The 23,515-nt window shown below is 42.3% G+C and carries 17 protein-coding genes, 1 rRNA gene and 1 pseudogene; 18 read left to right on the forward strand and 1 reads right to left on the reverse strand.

Annotated elements, in window-relative coordinates:
* The first annotated feature begins 94 nt into the window (after window positions 1-94).
* The 17 genes and pseudogenes from NSQ57_RS04960 (at window position 95) to NSQ57_RS05040 (ending at window position 18,329) form a co-directional block, all read left to right on the forward strand.
* Entirely contained in the window at window positions 95-862 is a 768-nt protein-coding gene (locus NSQ57_RS04960) for an amino acid ABC transporter substrate-binding protein (protein WP_341071706.1), read from the forward strand.
* A gap of 39 nt (window positions 863-901) precedes the next feature.
* On the forward strand, window positions 902-1,561 hold the full coding sequence (locus NSQ57_RS04965) for an amino acid ABC transporter permease (RefSeq protein ID WP_029517550.1): 660 nt from the start codon (window positions 902-904) through the stop codon (window positions 1,559-1,561).
* Between the two features lie 15 nt (window positions 1,562-1,576).
* Window positions 1,577-2,329: an amino acid ABC transporter ATP-binding protein gene (locus NSQ57_RS04970; protein WP_029517549.1), complete on the forward strand. Its 753-nt coding sequence runs from the start codon at window positions 1,577-1,579 to the stop codon at window positions 2,327-2,329.
* Between the two features lie 281 nt (window positions 2,330-2,610).
* Window positions 2,611-3,825 carry a radical SAM protein gene (locus tag NSQ57_RS04975; RefSeq protein WP_029517548.1) on the forward strand — a complete coding sequence of 405 codons (1,215 nt, stop codon included), beginning with the start codon at window positions 2,611-2,613 and terminating at the stop codon, window positions 3,823-3,825.
* A 22-nt stretch (window positions 3,826-3,847) separates the two neighbouring features.
* Complete coding sequence (locus NSQ57_RS04980) at window positions 3,848-4,282, forward strand: pyridoxamine 5'-phosphate oxidase family protein (RefSeq protein ID WP_029517547.1); 435 nt, start codon at window positions 3,848-3,850, stop codon at window positions 4,280-4,282.
* 3 nt (window positions 4,283-4,285) lie between these two features.
* Window positions 4,286-5,011, forward strand: a complete 726-nt coding sequence (locus NSQ57_RS04985) for a class I SAM-dependent methyltransferase (protein WP_029517546.1) — start codon at window positions 4,286-4,288, stop codon at window positions 5,009-5,011.
* 21 nt (window positions 5,012-5,032) lie between these two features.
* On the forward strand, window positions 5,033-6,400 hold the full coding sequence (locus tag NSQ57_RS04990) for a glutamate-cysteine ligase family protein (protein WP_069012388.1): 1,368 nt from the start codon (window positions 5,033-5,035) through the stop codon (window positions 6,398-6,400).
* Window positions 6,401-6,413: 13 nt separating this feature from the next.
* Window positions 6,414-7,694: an ATP-grasp domain-containing protein gene (locus NSQ57_RS04995; protein ID WP_029517544.1), complete on the forward strand. Its 1,281-nt coding sequence runs from the start codon at window positions 6,414-6,416 to the stop codon at window positions 7,692-7,694.
* Complete coding sequence (locus NSQ57_RS05000; protein WP_342425707.1) at window positions 7,675-9,333, forward strand: radical SAM protein; 1,659 nt, start codon at window positions 7,675-7,677, stop codon at window positions 9,331-9,333. Before NSQ57_RS04995 ends, NSQ57_RS05000 begins: the two co-directional genes overlap by 20 nt.
* A 16-nt stretch (window positions 9,334-9,349) precedes the next feature.
* Entirely contained in the window at window positions 9,350-10,588 is a 1,239-nt protein-coding gene (locus tag NSQ57_RS05005) for a hypothetical protein (protein ID WP_165150039.1), read from the forward strand.
* Window positions 10,589-11,824, forward strand: a complete 1,236-nt coding sequence (locus NSQ57_RS05010) for an MFS transporter (RefSeq protein ID WP_342425708.1) — start codon at window positions 10,589-10,591, stop codon at window positions 11,822-11,824.
* A gap of 3 nt (window positions 11,825-11,827) precedes the next feature.
* On the forward strand, window positions 11,828-12,652 hold the full coding sequence (locus NSQ57_RS05015) for a hypothetical protein (RefSeq protein ID WP_029517540.1): 825 nt from the start codon (window positions 11,828-11,830) through the stop codon (window positions 12,650-12,652).
* A 4-nt stretch (window positions 12,653-12,656) separates the two neighbouring features.
* Window positions 12,657-13,670, forward strand: a complete 1,014-nt coding sequence (locus NSQ57_RS05020) for a U32 family peptidase (RefSeq protein WP_029517539.1) — start codon at window positions 12,657-12,659, stop codon at window positions 13,668-13,670.
* A gap of 1 nt (window position 13,671) precedes the next feature.
* On the forward strand, window positions 13,672-14,511 hold the full coding sequence (locus NSQ57_RS05025; protein WP_342425709.1) for a hypothetical protein: 840 nt from the start codon (window positions 13,672-13,674) through the stop codon (window positions 14,509-14,511).
* 1,041 nt (window positions 14,512-15,552) lie between these two features.
* On the forward strand, window positions 15,553-16,191 hold the full coding sequence (locus NSQ57_RS05030; RefSeq protein ID WP_025720875.1) for a glycoside hydrolase family 11 protein: 639 nt from the start codon (window positions 15,553-15,555) through the stop codon (window positions 16,189-16,191).
* A gap of 288 nt (window positions 16,192-16,479) precedes the next feature.
* Window positions 16,480-17,222 (forward strand): annotated as a pseudogene (locus NSQ57_RS05035) (SUMF1/EgtB/PvdO family nonheme iron enzyme); the annotation flags it as partial.
* 354 nt (window positions 17,223-17,576) lie between these two features.
* On the forward strand, window positions 17,577-18,329 hold the full coding sequence (locus NSQ57_RS05040) for an alpha/beta hydrolase (protein WP_318628273.1): 753 nt from the start codon (window positions 17,577-17,579) through the stop codon (window positions 18,327-18,329).
* Between the two features lie 441 nt (window positions 18,330-18,770).
* Here NSQ57_RS05040 and NSQ57_RS05045 read toward each other — a convergent pair whose 3' ends face one another.
* The gene (locus NSQ57_RS05045; RefSeq protein WP_342425710.1) at window positions 18,771-20,087 is read right to left on the reverse strand and encodes an erythromycin esterase family protein; all 1,317 of its coding nucleotides are present in this window, start codon (window positions 20,085-20,087) and stop codon (window positions 18,771-18,773) included.
* A 1,620-nt stretch (window positions 20,088-21,707) separates the two neighbouring features.
* On the opposite strand from NSQ57_RS05045, the gene NSQ57_RS05050 reads away from it, so the two are divergent.
* Window positions 21,708-23,263: ribosomal RNA gene (locus tag NSQ57_RS05050) — 16S ribosomal RNA — on the forward strand.
* Window positions 23,264-23,515 lie beyond the last annotated feature (252 nt).

Here is a 23,515-nt window from a genome sequence, read left to right on the forward strand (position 1 = left end):
GTGTTATGATGATACTCTGATAACGTGTTAACGAACTAAAGCGTTTGCCACCTGTTCTTGGATACGGGGGTCACCATTGTTGGAGGGGAATAAGATGAGAAAAGCAGCCATGTTTACGATGTTAATTGGATTGATGATGATCGTGTTGGCCGGGTGTTCCGGCGGTAAGGACGACAGTAAATTGATTATTGGCATTGATGATAAATTCGCCCCGATGGGCTTTAGAGATGAAAATAATGAGCTGACCGGCTTTGATATTGATTATGCGAAAGCGGCCGGGGAACAAATGGGTAAACAGGTGAAATTTCAGCCGATTGACTGGTCTGCCAAAGAATCCGAGCTGAACAGCGGACGTATTGATCTCATTTGGAATGGATACACCATTACGGATGAGCGTAAGGAAAAAGTGCTGTTCACGAAGCCATATCTGAAAAACAGTCAGGTCATTGTCGTTCCAGCTACCTCCAGTCTTTCCAAGCTGGCTGATCTGGCGGGCAAAACGGTGGGACTCCAGACGCTGTCTTCAGCAGCCGATGCATTGGATGCGAATCCGATCAAAAGTAAATTGAAGTCAGTGTCTGAGTACCCGGATAACGTTCTTGCTTTGACAGATCTGAAAACCGGGCGTCTGGATGCGGTTGTCATTGATGAAGTCGTTGCCAAGTATTATATGTCGAAGGAACAAGGGACGTATAAGCTGCTTGATGAATCATTGGCCCCTGAGGAATACGGCATCGGTGTGAAAAAAGGGAATGAAGAGCTGTTGACGCAGCTGCAATCCGCTTTGGATGAGCTGCACAAGAACGGAAAAGCTGCTGAAATTTCGAAAAAGTGGTTTGGTGAAGATAAAGTATTAAATTAATACGTAGTGTATTGAACTAAGGTTTAGGAGTCGAAGGTCATGAGTATGGAATATATTTTACGAATTATGAAGCCTATGCTTGAAGGGGCACAGATGACGGTTATTTTATTTTTCATCACGCTCATCTTGTCTATTCCATTGGGTTTTGTCGTTACGTTGCTGGCCAAAAGCCGGATTAAGCCAATCGCTTGGCTGATGCACACGTACATTTATGTTATACGCGGCACGCCGCTTTTGCTGCAATTATTGTTCTTTTGTTTTGGTCTGCCGATGTTGCCTGTCATTGGGGAGTATCTGGTAATGGATCGAACAACGGCTGCCGTGCTGGCATTTGTATTGAATTATGCGGCTTATTTTGCAGAAATTTTTAGAGGCGGAATGTTGTCGATTGATAAAGGGCAATACGAGGCTTCGCAAGTGCTGGGCTTGAGCAAGTCGCAGACGCTGATAAGAGTCATTGTGCCGCAAATGGTACGGATCGCTTTGCCTGCGGTAACCAATGAGGCGACAACATTAGTAAAAGATACGGCACTACTGTATGCAGTAGCGGTACCGGAACTGCTGCATTTTGCCAATACGGCTGTAAACCGCGATTTTTCGATTGTACCTTATGTTGTAGCAGCGGTTATTTATTTGTTGTTAGCTTTGGTGCTGACGCTATTCTTCAGGGCGCTGGAAAAACGTTTTAAATTCGAGTAAAAGGAATGTCGGGATATGAATACTAATGCAATAGAAGTTATCGATTTGAAAAAATCGTTCGGCAAGCTCGACGTTCTGAAAAGAGTGAGCTTTAACGTTAAAGCGGGCGAGGTTGTAGCTGTCATCGGTCCTTCAGGTTCAGGGAAAAGTACCATGCTCCGTAGTTTAGTACACCTGGAAGATGTGACGGGCGGGACGATCCGCATTCATGATAAAGCACTGGTGGAAAACGGTCAGTACGCTCCGGCAGGTGACATTAAAGGCATTACCACCGGTATGGGCATGGTGTTTCAGCATTTTAATCTGTTCCCTCACTTGACGGTGCAGGATAATCTGGAGCTGGCTCCGAAGCTGGTGAAAAAGGTGAGTAAGGCTGAACTGCGCCGCCAAAGCGCCGAACTGCTGGCCAAAGTCGGCTTGGCGGATAAAGCTGACGCGTATCCGTCCCGATTGTCGGGTGGACAGAAGCAGCGCGTGGCGATTGCCCGGGCAATGATGATGAATCCAGATATTTTGCTGTTCGACGAGCCGACCTCGGCCCTTGATCCCGAGCTGACAGGCGAGGTGCTGCGGGTCATCAAAAAGCTGGCTGAGGAGAATATGACGATGGTCATCGTGACCCACGAGATGAATTTTGCGCGAGATGTGGCGGATCGTGTCATTTTTATGGATAATGGCGAAATTGCAGAATCCGGTACACCGGAGCAGATTTTTGGCAATCCGCAGTTGGAGCGGACGAAGGTGTTTTTGAATCGGGTGGAAGCTTAGCCCAAGATGCATATCATCTTTGCATACTTGTGTATATGTGTTTTATATCTCCCAAAAGCGACTTTAAAGAAGTATTCTGATGTAAGCTGAAGCAGGCTATTTGAGCTCTGTTAAGCGAACGAAGAATGCTTTTTTTTTTGAAATGGTTCTTATTCCAGTAAATGTGATCTATTTCATATGATTGTGTAAGAAATGGGGTTTAACATGTAAAACATGCTACCACGATTTAAACAAATTCTGTTACTAGCTCCACAATTTAAAAGTGGAAGGTTGGGATTTGAATGATTGATCGTTTTCACATTTATTGTCACATTCCGTTTTGCAAGAAGCGCTGTCCATACTGCTACTTTACAGCCAAATTTTCGGAAGAGGAGATGATTAACCTCGATGTAATGGATGAGTATGTTAAAGCCTTGAAAGTGGACATTGAATGCACTGAATTTCCAAAATCAGCAATCACCTCGATAGTTTTTGGTGGAGGAACCCCATCCCTCCTAAATGAAAGTCAGCTAGACACTATTATAAATTCCATTCGAAATAGGATTACCCCAGAACAATTTACCCACATGAAATTTATGGCGTACGAAGTTTCCCCAGATACCGCATCCAAAGAAACCTTGTCTATTTTCAGGAGAAAAGGATTTAATCGTGTAAGTATCGGTGCCCAGTCTTTTAATAATGAAGAGCTCAAATTGCTGGGACGGCCCTATTCACGAGAAAAAATTATAAAGGCTGCAAGCCTGATCCGAGAAATTGATTACGACATGTTAAATATTGATCTGCTAATCGGAATCCCGGGGCAGACGCAGAGCACGGTCATGGAAAGCATAAGGGATACAGTGAATATACGACCGGAACATATTTCGGTTAGTCTTTTCTACTCCTCTTATCCAGGGGGAAAGGAATTTGTCGAGCGATGCGAGAAAAGAGGAAAACATATTTTAGCATTGTCCGATAAAATCTCAGTTTATGAAGAAGTGTGCGGATTTTTACAACAAAACGGATATATAAGAGTAGATAATACTGTTTTTTCTTTACCAGATTATATATTTCCTTATGAAAAAGATGCTATAAGTGAAACTGAGCCGGTGTTGGCTTTTGGACCCGGATCTGCGGGATATTGGGATAATAATCGTGTACGCTTCACACCTCCTTATATTAAAAATTATATAGAACTTCCACATTCAGTCGAAGAAGAAATTACAGTCGATAATTATGCGTTTACGATTGTATGGGGGCATTTGAATGCCTATGGAAAAATCGAGGAACGAACGTTAGAGCAGTATCTAGGAGTTAATTTTGAAAAAGTAATGGAAATGGAGAAAGATGTTAATATTCTTTTGTCCGTTTTAATTCAAGAAAATCTGGTGGAACAACAAGACTCGGCTTACATATTAAAACCAGAAAGTCTAAATCGCGCGATTGTACTAATGCATTATATAAGGGATGGCTGGGGATACAAGCTCATGACTGCCCCGGATGAAATTAAAAACTAAGAGTAAAGTGAAGGTGAATACAATGAATCAAGAAGAATATTCAAAATGGATTAAAAACGTTTCTATTGCCTATCTGGCAACGTATGATTCATTCAATAATCAACCTCATGTAAGACCTGTAGATGCGGGGACTGTTCACAACGGATATATATATTTCTCTACCTTCAGCAATACAGATAAGGTTGAACAAATCCGGACGTGTGAGAATGTGGAGCTTACTTATTTTGGAGACGGGGCTCAGCTCAGAATGGCAGGTAAGGCCAAACGGGTGAGTGAAAAGAAGGAAGAAGATCTATTTTTGGAAAACAACCCTATGATAAAAGAAACCTTTAGCAATGAGAAAAGAAATCAGTTTGTATTGTTTCAAGTCACACCCCATGCAGTAAGATTTATGGGCGAGGAAGATCATCAATACTCTCCTGTAGATTGGAAGCAGACGGACCGGATAGGCATGTGACTCATGGAGACAGACGAACTGATTTTTGATTTTCTAGGTCCGGATACGATTGAAATGCAAAAGTTTATTGGTGATGTCTGGCCTGAGAAGATACATGCAAGGGTTTTGGACCTGGCTTCAGGGAGTGGTGAACACTTATTTGGTTTTATAAACAAGTCTATTGAATCTGTAACTGTAGTTGATCGTTCGCCGGAATCGTTGCAATTGTTGCTCAACAAGCATAACGATCATGGAAATATGATTAATACGGTATGCTCTGACTTAAATGATTGGTCTTGCCCTCAAAAATTTGACATCGTACACATTGGGGATAATTCTATCCAAATGTTCCCTGCGTATAAAAACCAATTTGATATTTTTAGAGTAATTGCTTCAAGTTTATCAGCCGAAGGGGTTGGAATGGTTAATGTTACGCCAGTGACGGAACATCAAATCATGGAATATGGCGGGGCACCTAAAGTGATTAAATCACTGACTATCGACGGGGAAGCATTTGAAGTATATGGAGAAGTCAAAATCGATGTTTTTAATCAGATCTTAATGATGTATTTCACAGTTTATAAAAATGAAAATGAAACCAGCCGTTGTACCTGTCGATGTCGGATGTTATTGAAACATGAAATAGAGGAGATGGCAAAGGCTGCTGGACTAAAAATAGTGCAAGTTAAACAACAGAAACTTAAACGGGGAAACGATTCTTACTATTACCTATTGCAACTCAATCAATAGAGCAAATGGGAGAATAAGGGTATGTCCAAAACCGTTTCATTGAATCCAACGGCGTTAATGAACAGGGCTTTTTTACGACAACTTAGACAGCTTGAAAAAAATATTTTGGTTACTAAAAATAATTTATCCGGAATTATGGGTTTTGAAACCGAATACCTTCTTTTTGATTTTGAGTTTAATTTGGTAGATGAAAAGGTCCGGAATCGTGTAATTGAAAATGCAACATTTATAAAACGGGAAATAGGTGCCAGCCAAATTGAATTGGTATCCCGTCCTTTCACACTTGCAGAGGGACTTGAAAATCTTATAAATGAAATGCAGGAAATGGAGCAAGAGGCGGCAGCCATAGCACATGCCCAAAATAATAGACTGGCGCGTCTTGGTACCTATCCTGGTTCATTTACTGACTTGGAAATTACAGATGACCGGGAAAATTATCAAATGATACTCGACCAGTTTAAAAGTTCAAGAAAACATCACCTTGAGCTTCATTTGGGAGAAGTTGATCTATCAAGTCGTGTTCATGAGCTAATTAGCGGGTGTCAGTCGACACAAATGAATGTACAGGTTAACTATAATCAGGCTGCTATTGATCTTTTGAACAAGACGATTGAGATCTCACCTCTCTTTATTGCCATTGGGGCCAATTCTCCGATTTTGGACAGGCGATTAACCGGATTGCTCGAAACTCGTAACCTGATTTGGGAGATTGGTTATGATTTGCGGACCTATTCTGAATTTTTGGCAGCTCTGTCTACTCGCGTTTCATTTCCTCATCAATATTATGCAAATTTCCATAATTATTGGGCAACTTTGTATCAACAAAAACATATGAAATCCGATCCACGGTATGCATTTAGCCTCAATCAAAAAATGAATTGGAAAATTGCGAGATTAAAACTGGTAGGTGGCAGCGGTAAGCCCACAGCATGCTTGCTTGAAACGCGATTTATACCGATCCAGCCGACACTTCGGGAAGATATTGCGTTGCATCTCGGAGTCTATGCGCTTTTGGATTTAAGCCTAAGCAAAGGCGGAGAAAGACTTCTTCCCGTTACTTTTGTGAAGGAAAACTTCAGGAGGGCTTCATGCTACGGAATTGACTGTGAGCTTTACTATTTTACATCCGACGGTAAAAGAATCACTGAGTATGCAGCCACGGAATTAATAAATAGAGCTGGCGAGCGTATTTGTGATTATTGGAAAAGAAAATCTTCTTCAACTGCAACACTTGTGGAGGAGGTACTAAGCAAGCGACTTAGAGTAGGCCCTCCAGCCTTATCACTAATAAACAATATCAGGGGGAACTCGAAAAATACACTTCTTGGAACCCAAGAAATAAAGCGAATAGTGTCGCAAAATTGTATTCCTGTCAATGAGGGATCGTAAGGAGGACTTTGGTATGTCTGCTAATAGTTCAAGGGCTATATTTTTACTGGAGCCTTGTTTTTTTGGAGAAAAATATATTGAATTTGCCGCTGAACTTGAGTTGATTGTAATTGTCATTCGAAGAGAAGGCGGCCCCAAGGTGGAGAAGGCGCATCTGGTACATTTTGAAATCATCAGTGACATTACAGATGCCGAGTCTACTTACTTGAAAATGGAGTATTTTTTCAGTCAGCATCCGGATATATCCCGCAACTCGGGTATTGTACCTGGTCACGACTATGCAGTACCGGTCGCCGCGATTATCTCCCAAAAGTTTGGCTGGAATTCCATTCGCCCAGATGTAGCCCATAATGCCCGCAGCAAAGAGTGTATGAGAAACGGGCTAAAAGGTTCTCAGTATGTATCCAATCCAGATTACCATTTGTATCACAGCGTATCCGAACTAAAGGAGCAGTTGGACCAGATCCAATTCCCCGCTATTGTTAAACCCGTTGATATGACAAGTAGTATGTTAGTCAAATGTGTGCAAACATCTGAACAATTAATTAGGCAGGCCGAAAAGATTATTCAGAATGAGGATAACTTCGGTTATCCATCGAATCTTTCATTTCTAGTAGAAGAATATATCAGAGGCCAGGAATATAGCTTCGAGGCTTTTATGTTTAAAGGTGCTTGTAAATTTGCCCATATTACTGAAAAAATGAAAACTCCCCTTCCTTATTTTGTTGAGCTACAGCATACCCTTCCAGCATCTATGGAATCTTCAAAATACACTCAATTATTAAACAGCTTCATAAATCTTATGGCTGAGCTTGGAATTACAGAAGGACCCTGTCATTTGGAATTTGTGCTGTCCAGGGGACATATTTATATTATCGAATATTCTACTCGTCTTGCAGGGGACCGTATAACTGATTTGTATAGCTTGAGTTACGGAGTAAATCTGCATAAGGCTTCGATTTTGTGCGCTTTGGGAGAAAGACCGGATGAGTACCTGCATGAAACCCGAAACGATATTTCAAGAATCCGTTATTTCCATCAAAAGAGTGGAAAAATCAAACAAATATCAGGGGTGGAAGAAGCCAGACGTTTGCCGGGTGTCATAGAGATTGTTATAGAAAAGAAGGAGGGAGATACAGTACCGGATGAGATGACTAGCAGTATGGACAGATATGGTTTTTTTGTTCTTAAAGCTGATACTTATGATGAATTAGAGAAAGTGAGCCACCAAGTTGAAGATACGATCCAATTTGTGATGGAAAGAGAGACTACTTATGAAAAGCAAAAAGGATGAAAATCAATTAGAAATTTTGCTGATTAATCCACCCTTATGGTACTACCAGTCTGTGCCACCCGATATTACGGCTGCGGCTGCTTTATTACATCACCAAGGAGTGGGTACCAAAATCCGTGATTTAAATTTGGAATCATTTCATTACTTTTTTCGGGGGCGTTCGGACATCATCACTCATCTTACGGACGCTGAACTGTTTTATAATTTTGAACATTTAGAAGAAACCTGCCAAAAAATCGCTGAGATTTATGATCGTATTAGTGAACAGATTTCACCCGCGGTGCTGCGATGGAATTTATATGATCCGGGAGTGGATCTACGTAATATTGATGAGGTACTAAGGATTGCCGAACAGAAGGAACACAATCCATATTTTGATTTTTTCAAAGAAATTTTACCGGATCTTGTCCCTGAAGGCGTCAAGGTGGTTGCTATTTCAATTTTTCATCCAGATCAGGTTATTCCCTTATTTTCGTTGACTTCATTGTTAAAAGAATATAACTCTAATCTACACATTCATCTGTTCGGCAATCTGGAGGATCAGATTAATACAAAAATATTAGTGCGAAATCTTCCAGATAAGGAGTATCATTTGTTGTTTTCTCATGTGGATTCGTTTGGCTTGGGAAATGAGCATTATCGATTGAGCGAACTGGTTAGAGCTGTTGAGGATTCATCTAAGTTGGAAGAACTATCTTGGTTACTTACTCAAAATGAACTTCAACCTTATATTGAAGAAACTAATAAACACTATTACACCAATAAAATAACATTACCCGTTTTATCTTCTCTTCCTGCAAGTGCTCTAATGCCGGAAGAGGTTTTAAATGTAGCTGCGTCTGTAAGTTGTTACTGGAAGGGATGTACTTATTGCTCTATTAAAGAGCATGGTACTTATCAGAAAGAGAGTATTGAGAGTATCCTGCAATTAATGGAGAATTTTTCAAAACAACAGACATTTTCGGTATTACGATTCAGAGACTGCTGTATTTCACCCACAGATTTAGAGAAAATAGCAACTCAAATTGTAGAAAGGAAGCTTATATTATCCTGGGCCTGTCGTGCCAGACTGGAAAAGGGTTTTAATTCCCGATTGTTTGAACTGTTAAACCGTGCAGGATGCATCATGATCTCTTTTGGAGTAGAGACCTTTGAAACAAGGGTATCCAGACTGATGAACAAAGGAATAGATCTTGAATATGCGCCTGTGCTGATTAAGAGTTGCTATGAGGCTGGGATTGCGGTGAAATTAACAGCGATGATCGGGTTTCCAGGTGAAACCAGTGAAGAAGCTCTTGCTAATCAAGCACGGCTACGGGAACTGTTTCCCTATTGTATAGATATCCGATATAACCGTTTTATTCTATTTGAAAATTCTCCTATTGCTGCCGATCCTGCTATGTATTCCATTCAAAAAATACCTTTTAACAATCGCCAGCATTTACGATTTTATAGTGAGTTTAGCAGGGAAAGTGGGATGACACAGGTGCAAGCAGATATACAGGCTGCTGAGTTTGAACAGGAAATTAAACAAACTTATGCTTTTTTTCTGTCAGAAGAACATTTGCTTTTATATTTGAAAAAATGGGGACTTTCTTTTTGTATGAATCTTGTAAATGCCAGGTCTCTCTATCAATAAAACGAAAGGATTAGGGATGGATAAACATTATGTAATTTTCGCGAAATTCGAAAACTTTTCTCGTATTGTGAATGAAGGCTTGAGCTCTTTAAGGTATGAAAAAACGTTGATTACTAATAATCAACGTTTGATTGAGCGTTGTAGTGATCATTATCACCATTTCTTGTGTGTCGAAGATTTAACATCACCTCAAGTTGTTGAGTTTATACTAACACTGCATGATGAAAAGCCCGTGAACGGTATTTTTTCCGAGAGTGAGGATTTGGTGCAGTTTACCGCTTTGCTTAGAGAGCGATTGGGTCTTACGTGTGGAGTCATCGGGAGAGATGGTGATTTTTTTAGAGATAAGGTAAAAATGAAAAATCATCTTGCTCAAGAGAAAGTTATTCTTATTCCTGAATATCGAACCGTTCACCACTTTGCTGATGCAATCGACTTTTTATCTAAACATGCTCCCGAGGCCATTATTAAACCAATTGACGGAGCGGGGTCCCTTCATACGTTTCGGGTTCATTTGGATAACATCCACGAATATGAACAATTGCTTAACGACCATGCCGGAAAATTTGAGATTGAACAATATATTGATGGAAAAATGTTCCATATGGATAGCATTGTATATAATAACCAAGTTGCATTCACTTCAGTTGCCTGCTATACGCATAGCACTTTGGAATGCAGGGAGGGGAAGCCACTGTGCGGGTATTTTTACCCTGACCATGAGATGCCCTTGGTCCAACAGCTTATCGCGGCAAATAACAAAGTATTGAGTGCAATGCCGATCACAAGTGGAGTAGCTCATACTGAACTATTAGTCACTAAGCAGCAGGAGATCTTATTTTGCGAAACAGCGGCACGAATTGCAGGCGGAGGAATTATTTTTGGTATAGAGGATACATGTGGAGTAAACCCGCTACTGGAGGGGGCTCGCGCTTTTGTCGGCGAACAGCCGCTTTTCAATCAATATTATCCACAGACGAATGGCGGGTATCTGCTGCTCTATAAGAAGAAAGGAAGGGTTAAACACGTCACCCCAAGCTCTGACTTTCTTCAGATACAAGGTGTGAAGCGGGCTGATATTTTACCACAAGTGGGTGACTGCTTGTCTTTTAGCGGCAGTTCCGGTGATGTGGCTGGAGTTGTGACTTGGTCAGTTGATTCTTTTGAGGAAAATGAGCGTATTCGTAATGAGATTGAGCATTTATGGGAACTTGAAATGGAAGTAAGCCTGTTTGATGAGGAAGGGGAAGCGTAGGTGGTTAAAAAGTTTGAAAGTCAGGTCAGATTATTTGGTTTATTGAGGTTTCTGAACACATTCTATGTATATAATTCCATTTTGGTTTTCTATTTTAGTAATATGATTAAGCTTAACTATACCCAAATTGGGATTGTAATGGCCAGTTACTATACGGCATCCATACTATTTGACATACCCACGGGAATGATCGGAGACCTGATTGGGAAGAAAAAGGCTATCCTTATCGGAGCGATTTTTCAATGTATTGGTATCTTTCTTATGGGATCATTACAAACTTATATGCTACTTATTATAGCTCATATCATTTTTGCATTGGGCTCATCCTTCATATCAGGTTCGGAACAAGGCTTGATTTATAAGCTTCATGAAAAGCATGACAAGCTTGATGTCTTGAACCGTAGCTACGGAAAAATTTTTTCAGCAAGTATTTTGTCTACGATTGCTGCTGCTCTTCTAAGCTCAGTAGTTATTCAATATAGCTATTCGGTTACTTTTTACATTTCGGCATTCTCTAATTTTTTAGCGGTGTTTTTTGTGTGTCTGGTTCATGAGGAGAGAGTTTATGAAGACAAAACAGGTAAAAAAGCGTTTCAACGAGTTCGCCCTCTACAAATAATGAAGGAATCCTTTCAGGAAATCAAAGTCAACAGGCAACTACTATTATTTTCTATTTACTATATATTCACAGCTATCATTCTAACCTCAGTATTCTTTCAATATCAACCCTATCTACAGCATTTAAAAATTTCACCGACTTTTTTTGGAGTTATTTATGCTCTTTTCGGCATTATTCCACTCATCTCTGCTCAGTTATCACATTTAATCAAAGGGAAGTATATATATATACTTAATCCTTTGATCCTTGCTGTTGTTTTTTTAGGGATGGCGTTAACCAAGTCCATTTGGCTTGGGATCGTATTGATTTGTTTGTTTCGGTTTAACTGGGGGATCATTATTCCAAAAATACAAAGTCACATTGATACCAGCATCACGAGCGAAACTAGCAGGGCGACAACCGTATCTACTGTGTACAGTGTACATAATCTTCTCCTATCTATGATGCTTATCATCAGTGGGCATCTTATTGAAAGCTACAGTATTGCTGTACTCCTGATTATCTATTCCTTGTTTAGCCTTTTATTTTGCTTGTATGTCTTCATTTTCCGTAGAAGCTACAACAACACAGAGGTACCCTCCAAAAGCACTTTAATGATGGATTCGAAGGAGTTGTAGTGGATGAATACCGAGGTCATCTTAATTCGCGTTTCCCCAAAAGCTGTTTTTAGCTATGATATCGAAAATGGTCATTTTCATAGGGAGAACCCCTACTCAGAAGTCACGGATTACAGTTATAGCTCGGAATTTAAACATCATAAAAGAGCAAATGACCTTTCTAATTTTGTGAAAATAGAGCGTGTTTATCAACTGGAAAACACGGACAAGGCTCAGGCCGAAATTGCCCAGCTTGCGCGCAGGTTACATCTGACTGATTTCAGTGTAATTGAAGGACCGCTGGAACGTCCTGAATTCGTTGCAGACTACAGACCTAGTAGCCCAACAGCTTACCTGGATTTTTTTCTACAAAAATGGCACAGGGGCTGTAGTCCCTTGTATTCGGAGGAGGAATTGCAAGAGGGAGAAAACCACATTAAAAACTTGCGTCATACCCATCCTTCTTATGGTGAATTAAATGAGTATGAGTATATTGCAAAAATGCTGAGTATGTTGGACTCGAATCAAACCCAATTGTTTCCCTGCGAAGCTGGGGTACATTCTTTTCAAGTAAATGGTGATGGAGCGCTTTTTCGCTGCAATAGATATGCTAAGGCGGGCTTGGAGAAATCAAGCGACGAGATAGGATGTATCGATTCTGTGGACGATTTGGCACCTTGTAAAAGTTGTTTTTCAAGATATATGTGCGGAGGACGTTGCAATTTATTGATTAATCAGCTTCAGAGCAATGCATGTGTCCTGTTTCGGGAGTTTACAATTGTTTTGTTGAAAGCGATCATTAGTCATCATCTGGCTGAAAAATCGGCTGGAATTCTGGTAAAGGAGTAGACATATGCGAATTTGTACAGGATTAGTGACCATTGATGATTTAGTGCCTTTTATTCAGGCCGGAGCCGAAGAATTTTATTGTGGCGTCATTGATGAACAATGGTTGGATCGGTATAACTATATCGTTGCCTTGAATCGCAGACCTTGGCCTGATGCGAACTTTTCCAGTTTTGCTGAACTTGCGGAGGTCGTGAATATAGCGCATGCTCATGGGTGCCAGGTATTTTTTACGATGAACGAACACTGCTATAACAACCAGCAGCTTGGTATCCTGGATTACTATTTGGAGCAAGCTGTTCGTTGTGAAGTGGATGCTATTATTTTTGCTGATTTGGGCTTGGCCGGTTATTTTGCGGATAAGAAAACGAATGTGGATGTGCATATCAGTACAGGCGGCACGATTTTTAACTGTTACACAGCAGAAATGTACACCAAAGAATTTCATGCGGATCGGCTTATTTTGCCCCGTTCCTTGTCCATGGCAGAAATGAAAATCATAATTGAAAGCTCACCAAATACAGAGTTTGAGGTTTTTATCAAAAATGAAGGCTGTACTTATATAGATGGCTTTTGTAATTTTGTGCATGGGACTCGATTTATGAATAACAATGATGGGGTCATTTTTAATCCTCCATGTGTTTTGAGATATCAGGTTATTGAGAGTATTACGCCCATACCGTATGATGTACCACTGCTGGAGAAAAAGCTAAACTGGATTTTAGACAATAAGGGTGACTGTGGTGTTTGCAGCTTATATTATCTGAACCAATTATCGGTTGATAGCTTGAAATTGGTCGGGAGAGCTTCAGACAGAAGTCAGGTTTTAAGTGATATCAGGATGATAAAATCAGCGATAGATTTATGCGGCGAGGTGGCAAACTTCGAAGAGTACCATCACATGATTTCTTCGCAAATATGTCAGAATAGCTGGAAAAACGATCAATTGATTACACATTGCTACTACCCGGAAATTCTGGACCATGTAAATGGCATTCATAATGTTCAGGGGAGTGTATAATATGGAAAAAGCGATGATGGTTGACGACCTGCGTAAATTAACGAATGTGGAGAACCAGTATCAGCGTCTGTATTATGGACAGGAGTTTTGCCCGCGTGCTTTCTTAACAGTAAGGGAGCTAAAATCAGTTATCAGCTTTTGTGAGCAGCACGACATGAAGCTAACCTTGATTACTCCTTATATGACGGATGAAAGTATGAACACGATTGTAAACATCTTAAAGGAAGTAAGTGAAGCATCTATTTTTGATGAGTTGGTGGTTAATGATTTCGGAATGTTGTATTTTATTGAAAATCATTATCCCGGCCGCTTTAAACTTATTTTAGGTAGACTACTGAATAAAGCTAAAAAAAGTCCTTCTATTGCAAACTATTTTCCCAAGCTTGATGATGATTCGAAAATTGCCTTACAGAATACTGCGGGAGGGTTTGTCCCCAATATTAGGTTCATGCGTAAATATAAAATTTCTGCTATTCAATATGATAATAGAATACAAGGTAATAAGCTGGATATCAAAGACAATCTTGATCTGGTAAATAATAATGATATTGATGATGCTGATACTGATGTGCTCCCTTTTAGCAGGGAATTAGTATACCCTTACGTACACATTACAACTGCCCGAAGATGTTTTTCCAGCATCCTGTATAGCAAGTCATCTATGTCTGAGTGGAAAACGTCATCATTATGCAATAAGAGCTGCAAGACTTGTCAAACAGTCCTCTATAATGATGTGATGAAAAAAGATATTATATTAAAAGGAAACTCTCTTTATTACGAAAACGCCAAGCTTCCCGTCAATTTAGCGGAGTATTCACGAATTATAACTCAGGTACTATAAATACTAGATCGGAGTGGTTTGCCCGCTTTTATTTTGAAAGAGCAGGTGGTCTAACCTCGCTGCTCTTTTCTGAACTCATTCGTTAAATCTTCCTATCCATTACTGGTTCCTTCACACTCGTTTTGGTATAAACTCGTGTTCCCGCTAAACACTTCAATCATCGTTAATGCCCCGTTCGATAGCCGTGGTTGAACGCTGCTGCCGAGTGTAGGGAAGTTGATTCGCTTAGTAAATCAAGCATGACTTCAATTTGTTCAAAATCGACTGCTGGTAGTTTATTTTTTTAGCATCTCCATAAGATCACTAAATTTTTAATTCACTTTTTGAGACTCAGGGTCGGTTGACTTTATTCGTTCACTGGGACGCCATTTCCTATAATGCATATCCTCCAAAACCATGTTCATCATGCCTCTCTATAAATTCTGTTTTGCTAAGTCTTTATCCTCACGTAAATCCATCACCCAAGCCAAAGTTCACTACATGTGGAAGCTACATATAAGGTGAGCATTGAATTTATTCTTGTTCAGACAGGTAATCCTAAACTTTAAAGGTAAAATGAATAATTCCAGAAATAAAGCTCCCGCGGTGATGGGACTGACCCGATTTTGAACCAATGGAAAATCCTCAACAACAAAAGACTACAAAGGTGTCGGAGTACAAGACTTGATTCCATTGCCGAAAGGGACAAGAACTTGGTATCGTTGCTGATTAGGTGAATAGCTAAAAAGGAAAACATAAAAAATGGATTCGCATATTGCTCGAATTAATTAAAAGCAGCCAAGCCCTTCTTTCAACGTTACGGGACTCGGTATCTATTGTTGCCCTCGACGGGTTCTAAAATTTCAAAGTATTCTAAACATAATAGAGTTAAAGCTTTAATTTGCTAGGTTTATATGCATACGCTATTATTCTATAATTTCACTCAGAAAGGAGGTTAAAGTAAAAAAATACGGAATATGGCACGGATAGGTGATATACTGCAAAGAGAATCAACCAACAAGCAAGTGTATGGGACAAACACAAAATTTTAGGAGGTAGAGTATGTTTAAGTTTAGTAAGAAAATGATGACGGTAGTTCTTGCAGCTTCCATGAGTTTTGGGTTGTTTGCAACAACCTCAAGTGCAGCGACAGACTATTGGCAAAATTGGACCGATGGCGGCGGGACGGTCAATGCTGTAAATGGATCAGGTGGTAATTACAGCGTAACATGGAAGGATACTGGGAATTTTGTTGTCGGCAAAGGCTGGACTACTGGATCGCCAAACAGAACGATTAACTACAATGCCGGTGTCTGGGCGCCGTCCGGTAATGGATATTTGGCTCTCTACGGGTGGACGAGAAACTCACTCATCGAATATTACGTCGTTGATAGCTGGGGGACTTATCGACCTACCGGAACGTATAAAGGTACGGTGACCAGTGATGGGGGCACATATGACATCTACACAACAATGCGATACGACGCACCTTCCATTGAAGGCCAAAAAACGACGTTTATTCAGTACTGGAGTGTTCGACAGTCGAAGAGACCGACCGGGGGCAACTCCACGATCACTTTCAGCAACCACGTGAAAGCATGGGCGAGCAAAGGAATGAATCTGGGAAGTAACTGGTCTTACCAGGTGTTGGCGACAGAGGGGTATCAGAGTAGCGGGAGCTCTAACGTAACGGTGTGGTAACCACTTAACTGCAAGCTGTTCAACGAACAGGCGCGGTTGGGGCTGTCTCACGGGATAAACGGGTTCCGAAAGCTGTCTGATAGGATTTACACGAATTGGTCCATGGAGGAAACACCGATCTCTAAGCATTGTAGACAGGCCGATGGCCGTTCTCCTCCAGTCTATCCGTCAGTGCGGATGCGTTGCAGGCCGTTACTTGCTAGACGAACGGCCTTCGACGCTGCTGGAGGCGAATTGCGGGCCGTCATGGCCTATCATTTTCCCTATCAGCTTAAAGGGGATATATCAATGAGAAAGCTATTGATTTTCCTTTTAATAGCACCAATGGTTGTGATCAGCGCTTGTTCGCAAGATAAGCCTGAGAAAAGGGATAACCTTGTATTCGTGGAAGGTGGGACTTTTCAGAACAACAAGTACAACAACTCTGGAAAAAGCGTGGCCCTATCGAACTTTTATATCAACAAATATGAAGTAGTTCAAAAAGAGTGGGTTGAAGTCATGGGAAGTAATCCCTCGGTATTCATAGGCGACAGTTTGCCAGGAGAAATGGTGAGTTGGTATGACGTTGTGGAGTACTGTAATCAAAGAGGTATACGAGAGGGCTTAAAACCGTATTACAACATAGACAAGGATAATAAAAGACCCGAATAAATAAGGATGATAACGATAATATAAAATGGACAGTAACGATTAATGAGGGAGCTAACGGTTGCCGATTGCCTACAGAATTGGAGTGGGAATATGCTGCAGACGGAGGTCAGGCGAGCAAGGGCTACACATACAGCGGAAGCAATAATGCTGACGAGGTCGAATGGTATTGGAAAAACGCCGGAGACAAATACTTATCTGGAGACTGGAACTGGCCTATTATAGAGAGCAACAATAATAAAACAAAATCAATCGATACCCGGAAACCCAACGAGTTAGGAATTTACTACGATATGTCTGGCAACGTAAGAGAATGGTGTTGGGACTGGTATGGAGACTTGGATAGCGAAAGCGGTTTCTACCGAGTTGTGAAGGGTGGTGGACAGCGACCGTCTAGGACTTTATTTTTTGTCCTCGGCTGTCGCTGTTCAATTTATAGAGCCAGTCTAATACTTTATTTTCTGCTGACAAAGAGAGGGATTTAGAGGCTTAAAAAATATTTTGGGCATGTTGAGTAGAAGATGGTCCAGGATATGTCTCCGCCATGTTTGTTCATCACTTTTCGCATAATCCCAGCAGCTCTCGTCCTCTATACACAAGATGACGAGGCATTAATTAAGCGACGGGCAGTTATTCAAAGTGACTTCATAGTGGATATTTTTTAATATAGACTGTATGTTCAGCCATGGCTAAAATGGCAATCAGGAAAATATTACCACATTGGGGAGAGGAACAAGGTGGAACTTTTTTACGAAATCGAGGGGAATGGAGTCCCTATAGTCATGATTCACTCGGGAGGTGTCGACTCAAGGGTATGGAGATATATGGTGCCTGGACTGGCAAAATCATTCAAGATCATTACCTTCGATGGTCGAGGAACCGGCCGCTCACCTGCTATGCAAGAGCCGACTTCACTTGTGGAGGATTTGCGCAAACTTCTTGAACATCTCGGACTGGATCTTGTCACACTTGTTGGCCATTCCATCGGTGGGCAAGTCGCGACTGATTTTACGTTATCATATCCTTCTATGGTTGAGCGGCTAGTGGTAATTGCCCCTTCATTAACGGGATTTGCATATTCGCAAGAATTTACCAATTATATGACATCGGTGAATGCGGTCGCTCCCGATATTACAAGACTTGTAGAGTTGTCCTTAGCCGCACCGATCTATCGGGCTACGATGGCTAGCCACCATCGAAGTTTTTTGACTGAAATGCATAATCACTACATGACAAGGGTATTCACCGAGTGGAGAAGCTTTGAGGTCCTTTGGCCAGAGGCGCCTTCGATTGAACGTTTAGAAAAGGTTGCAGCGAGTACGTTATTTATACAAGGAACCATAGAATGGCCGGATATGTACAATATCGCCGAGCACTTCAAGCGTGTACCTGCAATTAGGTTTGCCGAAATCAAAGGAGCCGATCATATGCTTGTCCTTACTCATGCGGAGGAACTAGCTAATAGCATCCGACAGTTTTGTCACAGGTGAGGACCATACGTGAATAGATTGGGCATCTCTTGAATCAAAGTATTATAATGGATGATAAGAAGTTTTGAAACTTAAAGGGCAACCCGGAAGAAACATCTTAGTGCTTGGAAGCGGCGGATGAGTGGAAAGCGGATGTTTACAGATAACATCAACACGAAGTCTCTCAAGCATGTCTATACCAAGACCTTACATTAGGGAGCAGTTGAATTGACGTACCGACCATCAAAAGAAGATTAACGCTTTCCACCAAAAATCAGAAAGTGTTTAATTGAACTAACGAGATACGTTAGCTCAATAAAACAGCGGCAGGCTCAGACTGATAAAACAAAGTCCGAGCCTGCCGCTGCTTTATATTGGAGCCAGTTTTATAATTATAATCCGGAGCCCTGACGGTAAACTATACCAGCTACCCTGCATTCCACAGACGATTCTTACGAGCTGTTATTCTGAAAATAAAGCATCCGTTGCAACCGGTTGAAGGATAGGCAGTGGCTGAAGGGCGGTGGTCCGGTCGAGATGAACAAACGCATCATAACGATCCGCCATGCTGGAAGGCACGTAATTGCCGAATCGTTCATGAGCAGGCTCATATACCACACCGATGGCTCGGTGGCCAATGACCGTATGCAGTATGGAAGATGCATCGGAGAGCATTACCATGCCATTCCGACCGTCTCCCGCCCGGTGCATGCAATACTCCCAGCTTCCTGGCTGTCCGGGCGGCACGGTCATTTTCTCAACCGGAGCTCCCCAAGCTCTTCCCGCCAGTACCTCGCCCTGATAGGTTCCGAAGCCAACGGCAAACACACGATGTTCCGGATCTTCCCGTAGTAGCTGACCCACATTGACCATGCCGTCAGCCATCATATCCGTTGCCCGGGCATCACCGATATGCGTATTATGCTCCCAGACAATGGCTTTTGCCGAGGCGCCGTAATAGGACATGATTCGCTTCAGCGATTCAACCATATGTCTGTCCCGTATATTCCAGGACTGCGGACCGCCCCGGACCATCGTACGATAATAGGCCTCCGAACTGGAAGTGACGAGCATGTTCACCTCCGCATTCAGTTCTTCCTCACTTCCCGGATACGCCATGCGCCTGCTCTGAATCTGCTTTAGTAGCTCAACCACTTCTTTCTCACAGCTCTCCGAGAGCAATCCTGCCGCAATGCCATAATTTTGATGGTCCCTGCTATATGGATCAAAACAAGCATATGTCCTGCGGGCCTGTTCCAAGTGGGGAGACTTGGTCTCCTCCAAATAAGCGATGATTGCCTCCATCGATTCCCATAACGAGTACATATCGATGCCATAAAATCCAACCTTGGGACAATCACTTCCGCCCCCTTGATTCATCTCATTGTACTCCTTCAGCCACTCCGCGAAATCACGAATATCCGTATTCGCCCACATCCAGGTCGGCCAGCGGGTAAAATCACCCAGTGCATCGACTGCCGAAGAATCGGACCCCTCCATCCCTTTAACATACCGGTTTAACCGATAAGCAGAGGGCCAGTCTCCTTCCACGCCGATAATGTTAAATCCCTTGCTTGTAATTAGCTTCTTCGAAAGTTCGGCCCGAACTTGGTAAAAATCAGACGTCCCATGGCTCGCCTCGCCAAGCAGCACAATATCTGCATCTCCGATGGCCTTAACCATGCTGTCCAGATTCTCCATTCCGTCCAATGGGATAAATAAGGCATTCAGCTCTTTTAGATATGCGTTCTGCTCTGATAGATTATCATTAGAATTCATGAATTTGTTCCCTCCTTTAGACGGTATGAGTGGATTATTTCCGAATTGTCCATTCATTAACCCAAAACAGGCCTCCCTTAGTGATAAGCCAGGGTAAGTCTGGTGGGGGCAAAATTTGAATTGATTAAGATGTGCACAAAAAAGGAGGAGAAATATAATGTCCGCTGAACGTTTTCATATTCACATAGCAGATGAAGTCCTTGCTGATTTAAAGAGAAGACCGCTGGCCGGATCAATTGGAAAACTCAGCTTGGAGTGATTGTGGAGGTGACCTCCGTCAAAGATTTAGCGAAGATGAACTCATTACATATCATGGTTTATTGGCTTACTAACACAATCGGGTCGTCAACGCGGATGTATTACGAAAATTCACATTCGCTGCCGCCATTAGGCTATATAAAAGTACCAACTGGGGTTGCATTATTCCCAGCAGATATAGTATTACCACCAAAAGACTGGGCAGTGCGAAATTTAAATATAACTCGCTGGACTATCATGGCTCGTGGTGGACATTTTACGGCCATGGAAGAGCCAGAGCTTTAAGCCCAAGAAATTCGTGCCTTCTACAAGCCTTATAGAGTGGAATAGTGAGTGTTTATGATGGAGCAGATACCTTAGAATAATTATTCAAGAGCGAAAAGGCTTTTTGAGTATGTACGAACATCCAATTGATTCAGCGTTTGGTTGATGAAAAAGCTATGGATAAAATCTTTTATTCGAATGCTATTAAGAATTAGTCCAAGTAGGACCAACTTACCAGTTGAGGCCGATTGGATCAATAAATCTGCCTTAAATGATGTGGGTTAGTATCCATTATTAAAGGAGGAATCACGAAATTCAATATAAGGCTCCTTAACGTTGTAAATCCGCGTTTACTGGCGATACGTCAATATTGTAAAAAATTACGATTCATTCTCGTTCCTAAAAGCATGCTTTTAGGAACGAGAATGAATTAGTCTATTTCACGTCCCCAAATGTGTATAAATAATTATTGGAACGTTTCAGTATTAATGGTCCCTTTTTTGGAACTGAAAGGGGGATGCATCATATAGTAGATATGGCTTATAATTTGTGTGTCGGTCGGCCAAATACCAAGCTACTTTCGACGCTACTGTTGATCAATAGTATGATGCCCAAAAAGTCGTCACAAGATATCTAACTGCTATTCATGAAAAGCATTTATCGGATGCAGTAGATATGGTCAAAGATTCACGGTACCTTTCAATGAAGAAAAACAAATTCGAAAGTATAAGCAGTATAGTAATAGAACTGATTTTGATAACTCGGTTATTAATTGGTATGATTTACATGTAGTAATCAGCAAACTTAAATGATATATTATGTATCCGGCCGTAAGTTAGGCTGTGATGTAATAGTTAGATGGACTTCAAAAATTCAAAGGATTACCTATGAGGTATTATTTACCAGTAGCGTGAATCGTCGAAGTGTGATATATTATTATTCCGGGTGTTGATATGTCCGGAAATGATTGATCTTTGAAAACTGAACAACGAGTGAGTAAAACGATTTTGTTCGCAAAATCAAACAAGAGATATTTTTTATCTCGTCAGTTTCAAAATGAGCTTATCGCTCTTTCTATAAACCAACTTCGGTTGGTCTTTAATGGAGAGTTTGATCCTGGCTCAGGACGAACGCTGGCGGCGTGCCTAATACATGCAAGTCGAGCGGGGTTATGTAGAAGCTTGCTTCTACATAACCTAGCGGCGGACGGGTGAGTAACACGTAGGCAACCTGCCCACAAGACAGGGATAACTACCGGAAACGGTAGCTAATACCCGATATATCCTTTTCCTGCATGGGCGAAGGAGGAAAGACGGAGCAATCTGTCACTTGTGGATGGGCCTGCGGCGCATTAGCTAGTTGGTGGGGTAAAGGCCTACCAAGGCGACGATGCGTAGCCGACCTGAGAGGGTGATCGGCCACACTGGGACTGAGACACGGCCCAGACTCCTACGGGAGGCAGCAGTAGGGAATCTTCCGCAATGGGCGAAAGCCTGACGGAGCAACGCCGCGTGAGTGATGAAGGTTTTCGGATCGTAAAGCTCTGTTGCCAGGGAAGAACGTCTTGTAGAGTAACTGCTACAAGAGTGACGGTACCTGAGAAGAAAGCCCCGGCTAACTACGTGCCAGCAGCCGCGGTAATACGTAGGGGGCAAGCGTTGTCCGGAATTATTGGGCGTAAAGCGCGCGCAGGCGGCTCTTTAAGTCTGGTGTTTAATCCCGAGGCTCAACTTCGGGTCGCACTGGAAACTGGGGAGCTTGAGTGCAGAAGAGGAGAGTGGAATTCCACGTGTAGCGGTGAAATGCGTAGAGATGTGGAGGAACACCAGTGGCGAAGGCGACTCTCTGGGCTGTAACTGACGCTGAGGCGCGAAAGCGTGGGGAGCAAACAGGATTAGATACCCTGGTAGTCCACGCCGTAAACGATGAATGCTAGGTGTTAGGGGTTTCGATACCCTTGGTGCCGAAGTTAACACATTAAGCATTCCGCCTGGGGAGTACGGTCGCAAGACTGAAACTCAAAGGAATTGACGGGGACCCGCACAAGCAGTGGAGTATGTGGTTTAATTCGAAGCAACGCGAAGAACCTTACCAGGTCTTGACATCCCTCTGACCGCTGTAGAGATATGGCTTTCCTTCGGGACAGAGGAGACAGGTGGTGCATGGTTGTCGTCAGCTCGTGTCGTGAGATGTTGGGTTAAGTCCCGCAACGAGCGCAACCCTTATGCTTAGTTGCCAGCAGGTCAAGCTGGGCACTCTAAGCAGACTGCCGGTGACAAACCGGAGGAAGGTGGGGATGACGTCAAATCATCATGCCCCTTATGACCTGGGCTACACACGTACTACAATGGCCGGTACAACGGGAAGCGAAATCGCGAGGTGGAGCCAATCCTAGAAAAGCCGGTCTCAGTTCGGATTGTAGGCTGCAACTCGCCTACATGAAGTCGGAATTGCTAGTAATCGCGGATCAGCATGCCGCGGTGAATACGTTCCCGGGTCTTGTACACACCGCCCGTCACACCACGAGAGTTTACAACACCCGAAGTCGGTGGGGTAACCCGCAAGGGAGCCAGCCGCCGAAGGTGGGGTAGATGATTGGGGTGAAGTCGTAACAAGGTAGCCGTATCGGAAGGTGCGGCTGGATCACCTCCTTTCTATGGAGAATCGTTTCCGGAGAGCGGAAACATTCAAATCAGCAGGTACATGTACCTGCGACCGGATATTCAATTCGGTTCATCACGTTCGTGTGAATGAAATGAATATCCTAAACTTACTCACTCGTTGCTCAGTTTTGAGAGCTCAAACTCTCAAGCTTCGACGAATACTTCATTCACACATTCGTGTGGAACCGAAATATTCATCGGGTTTCGCTTCAATGAAGCGAATTGCACCTTGAAAACTGGATA

The organism is Paenibacillus sp. FSL L8-0502 (assembly GCF_038593055.1).
Classification (GTDB): Bacteria; Bacillota; Bacilli; order Paenibacillales; family Paenibacillaceae; genus Paenibacillus; species Paenibacillus polymyxa_D.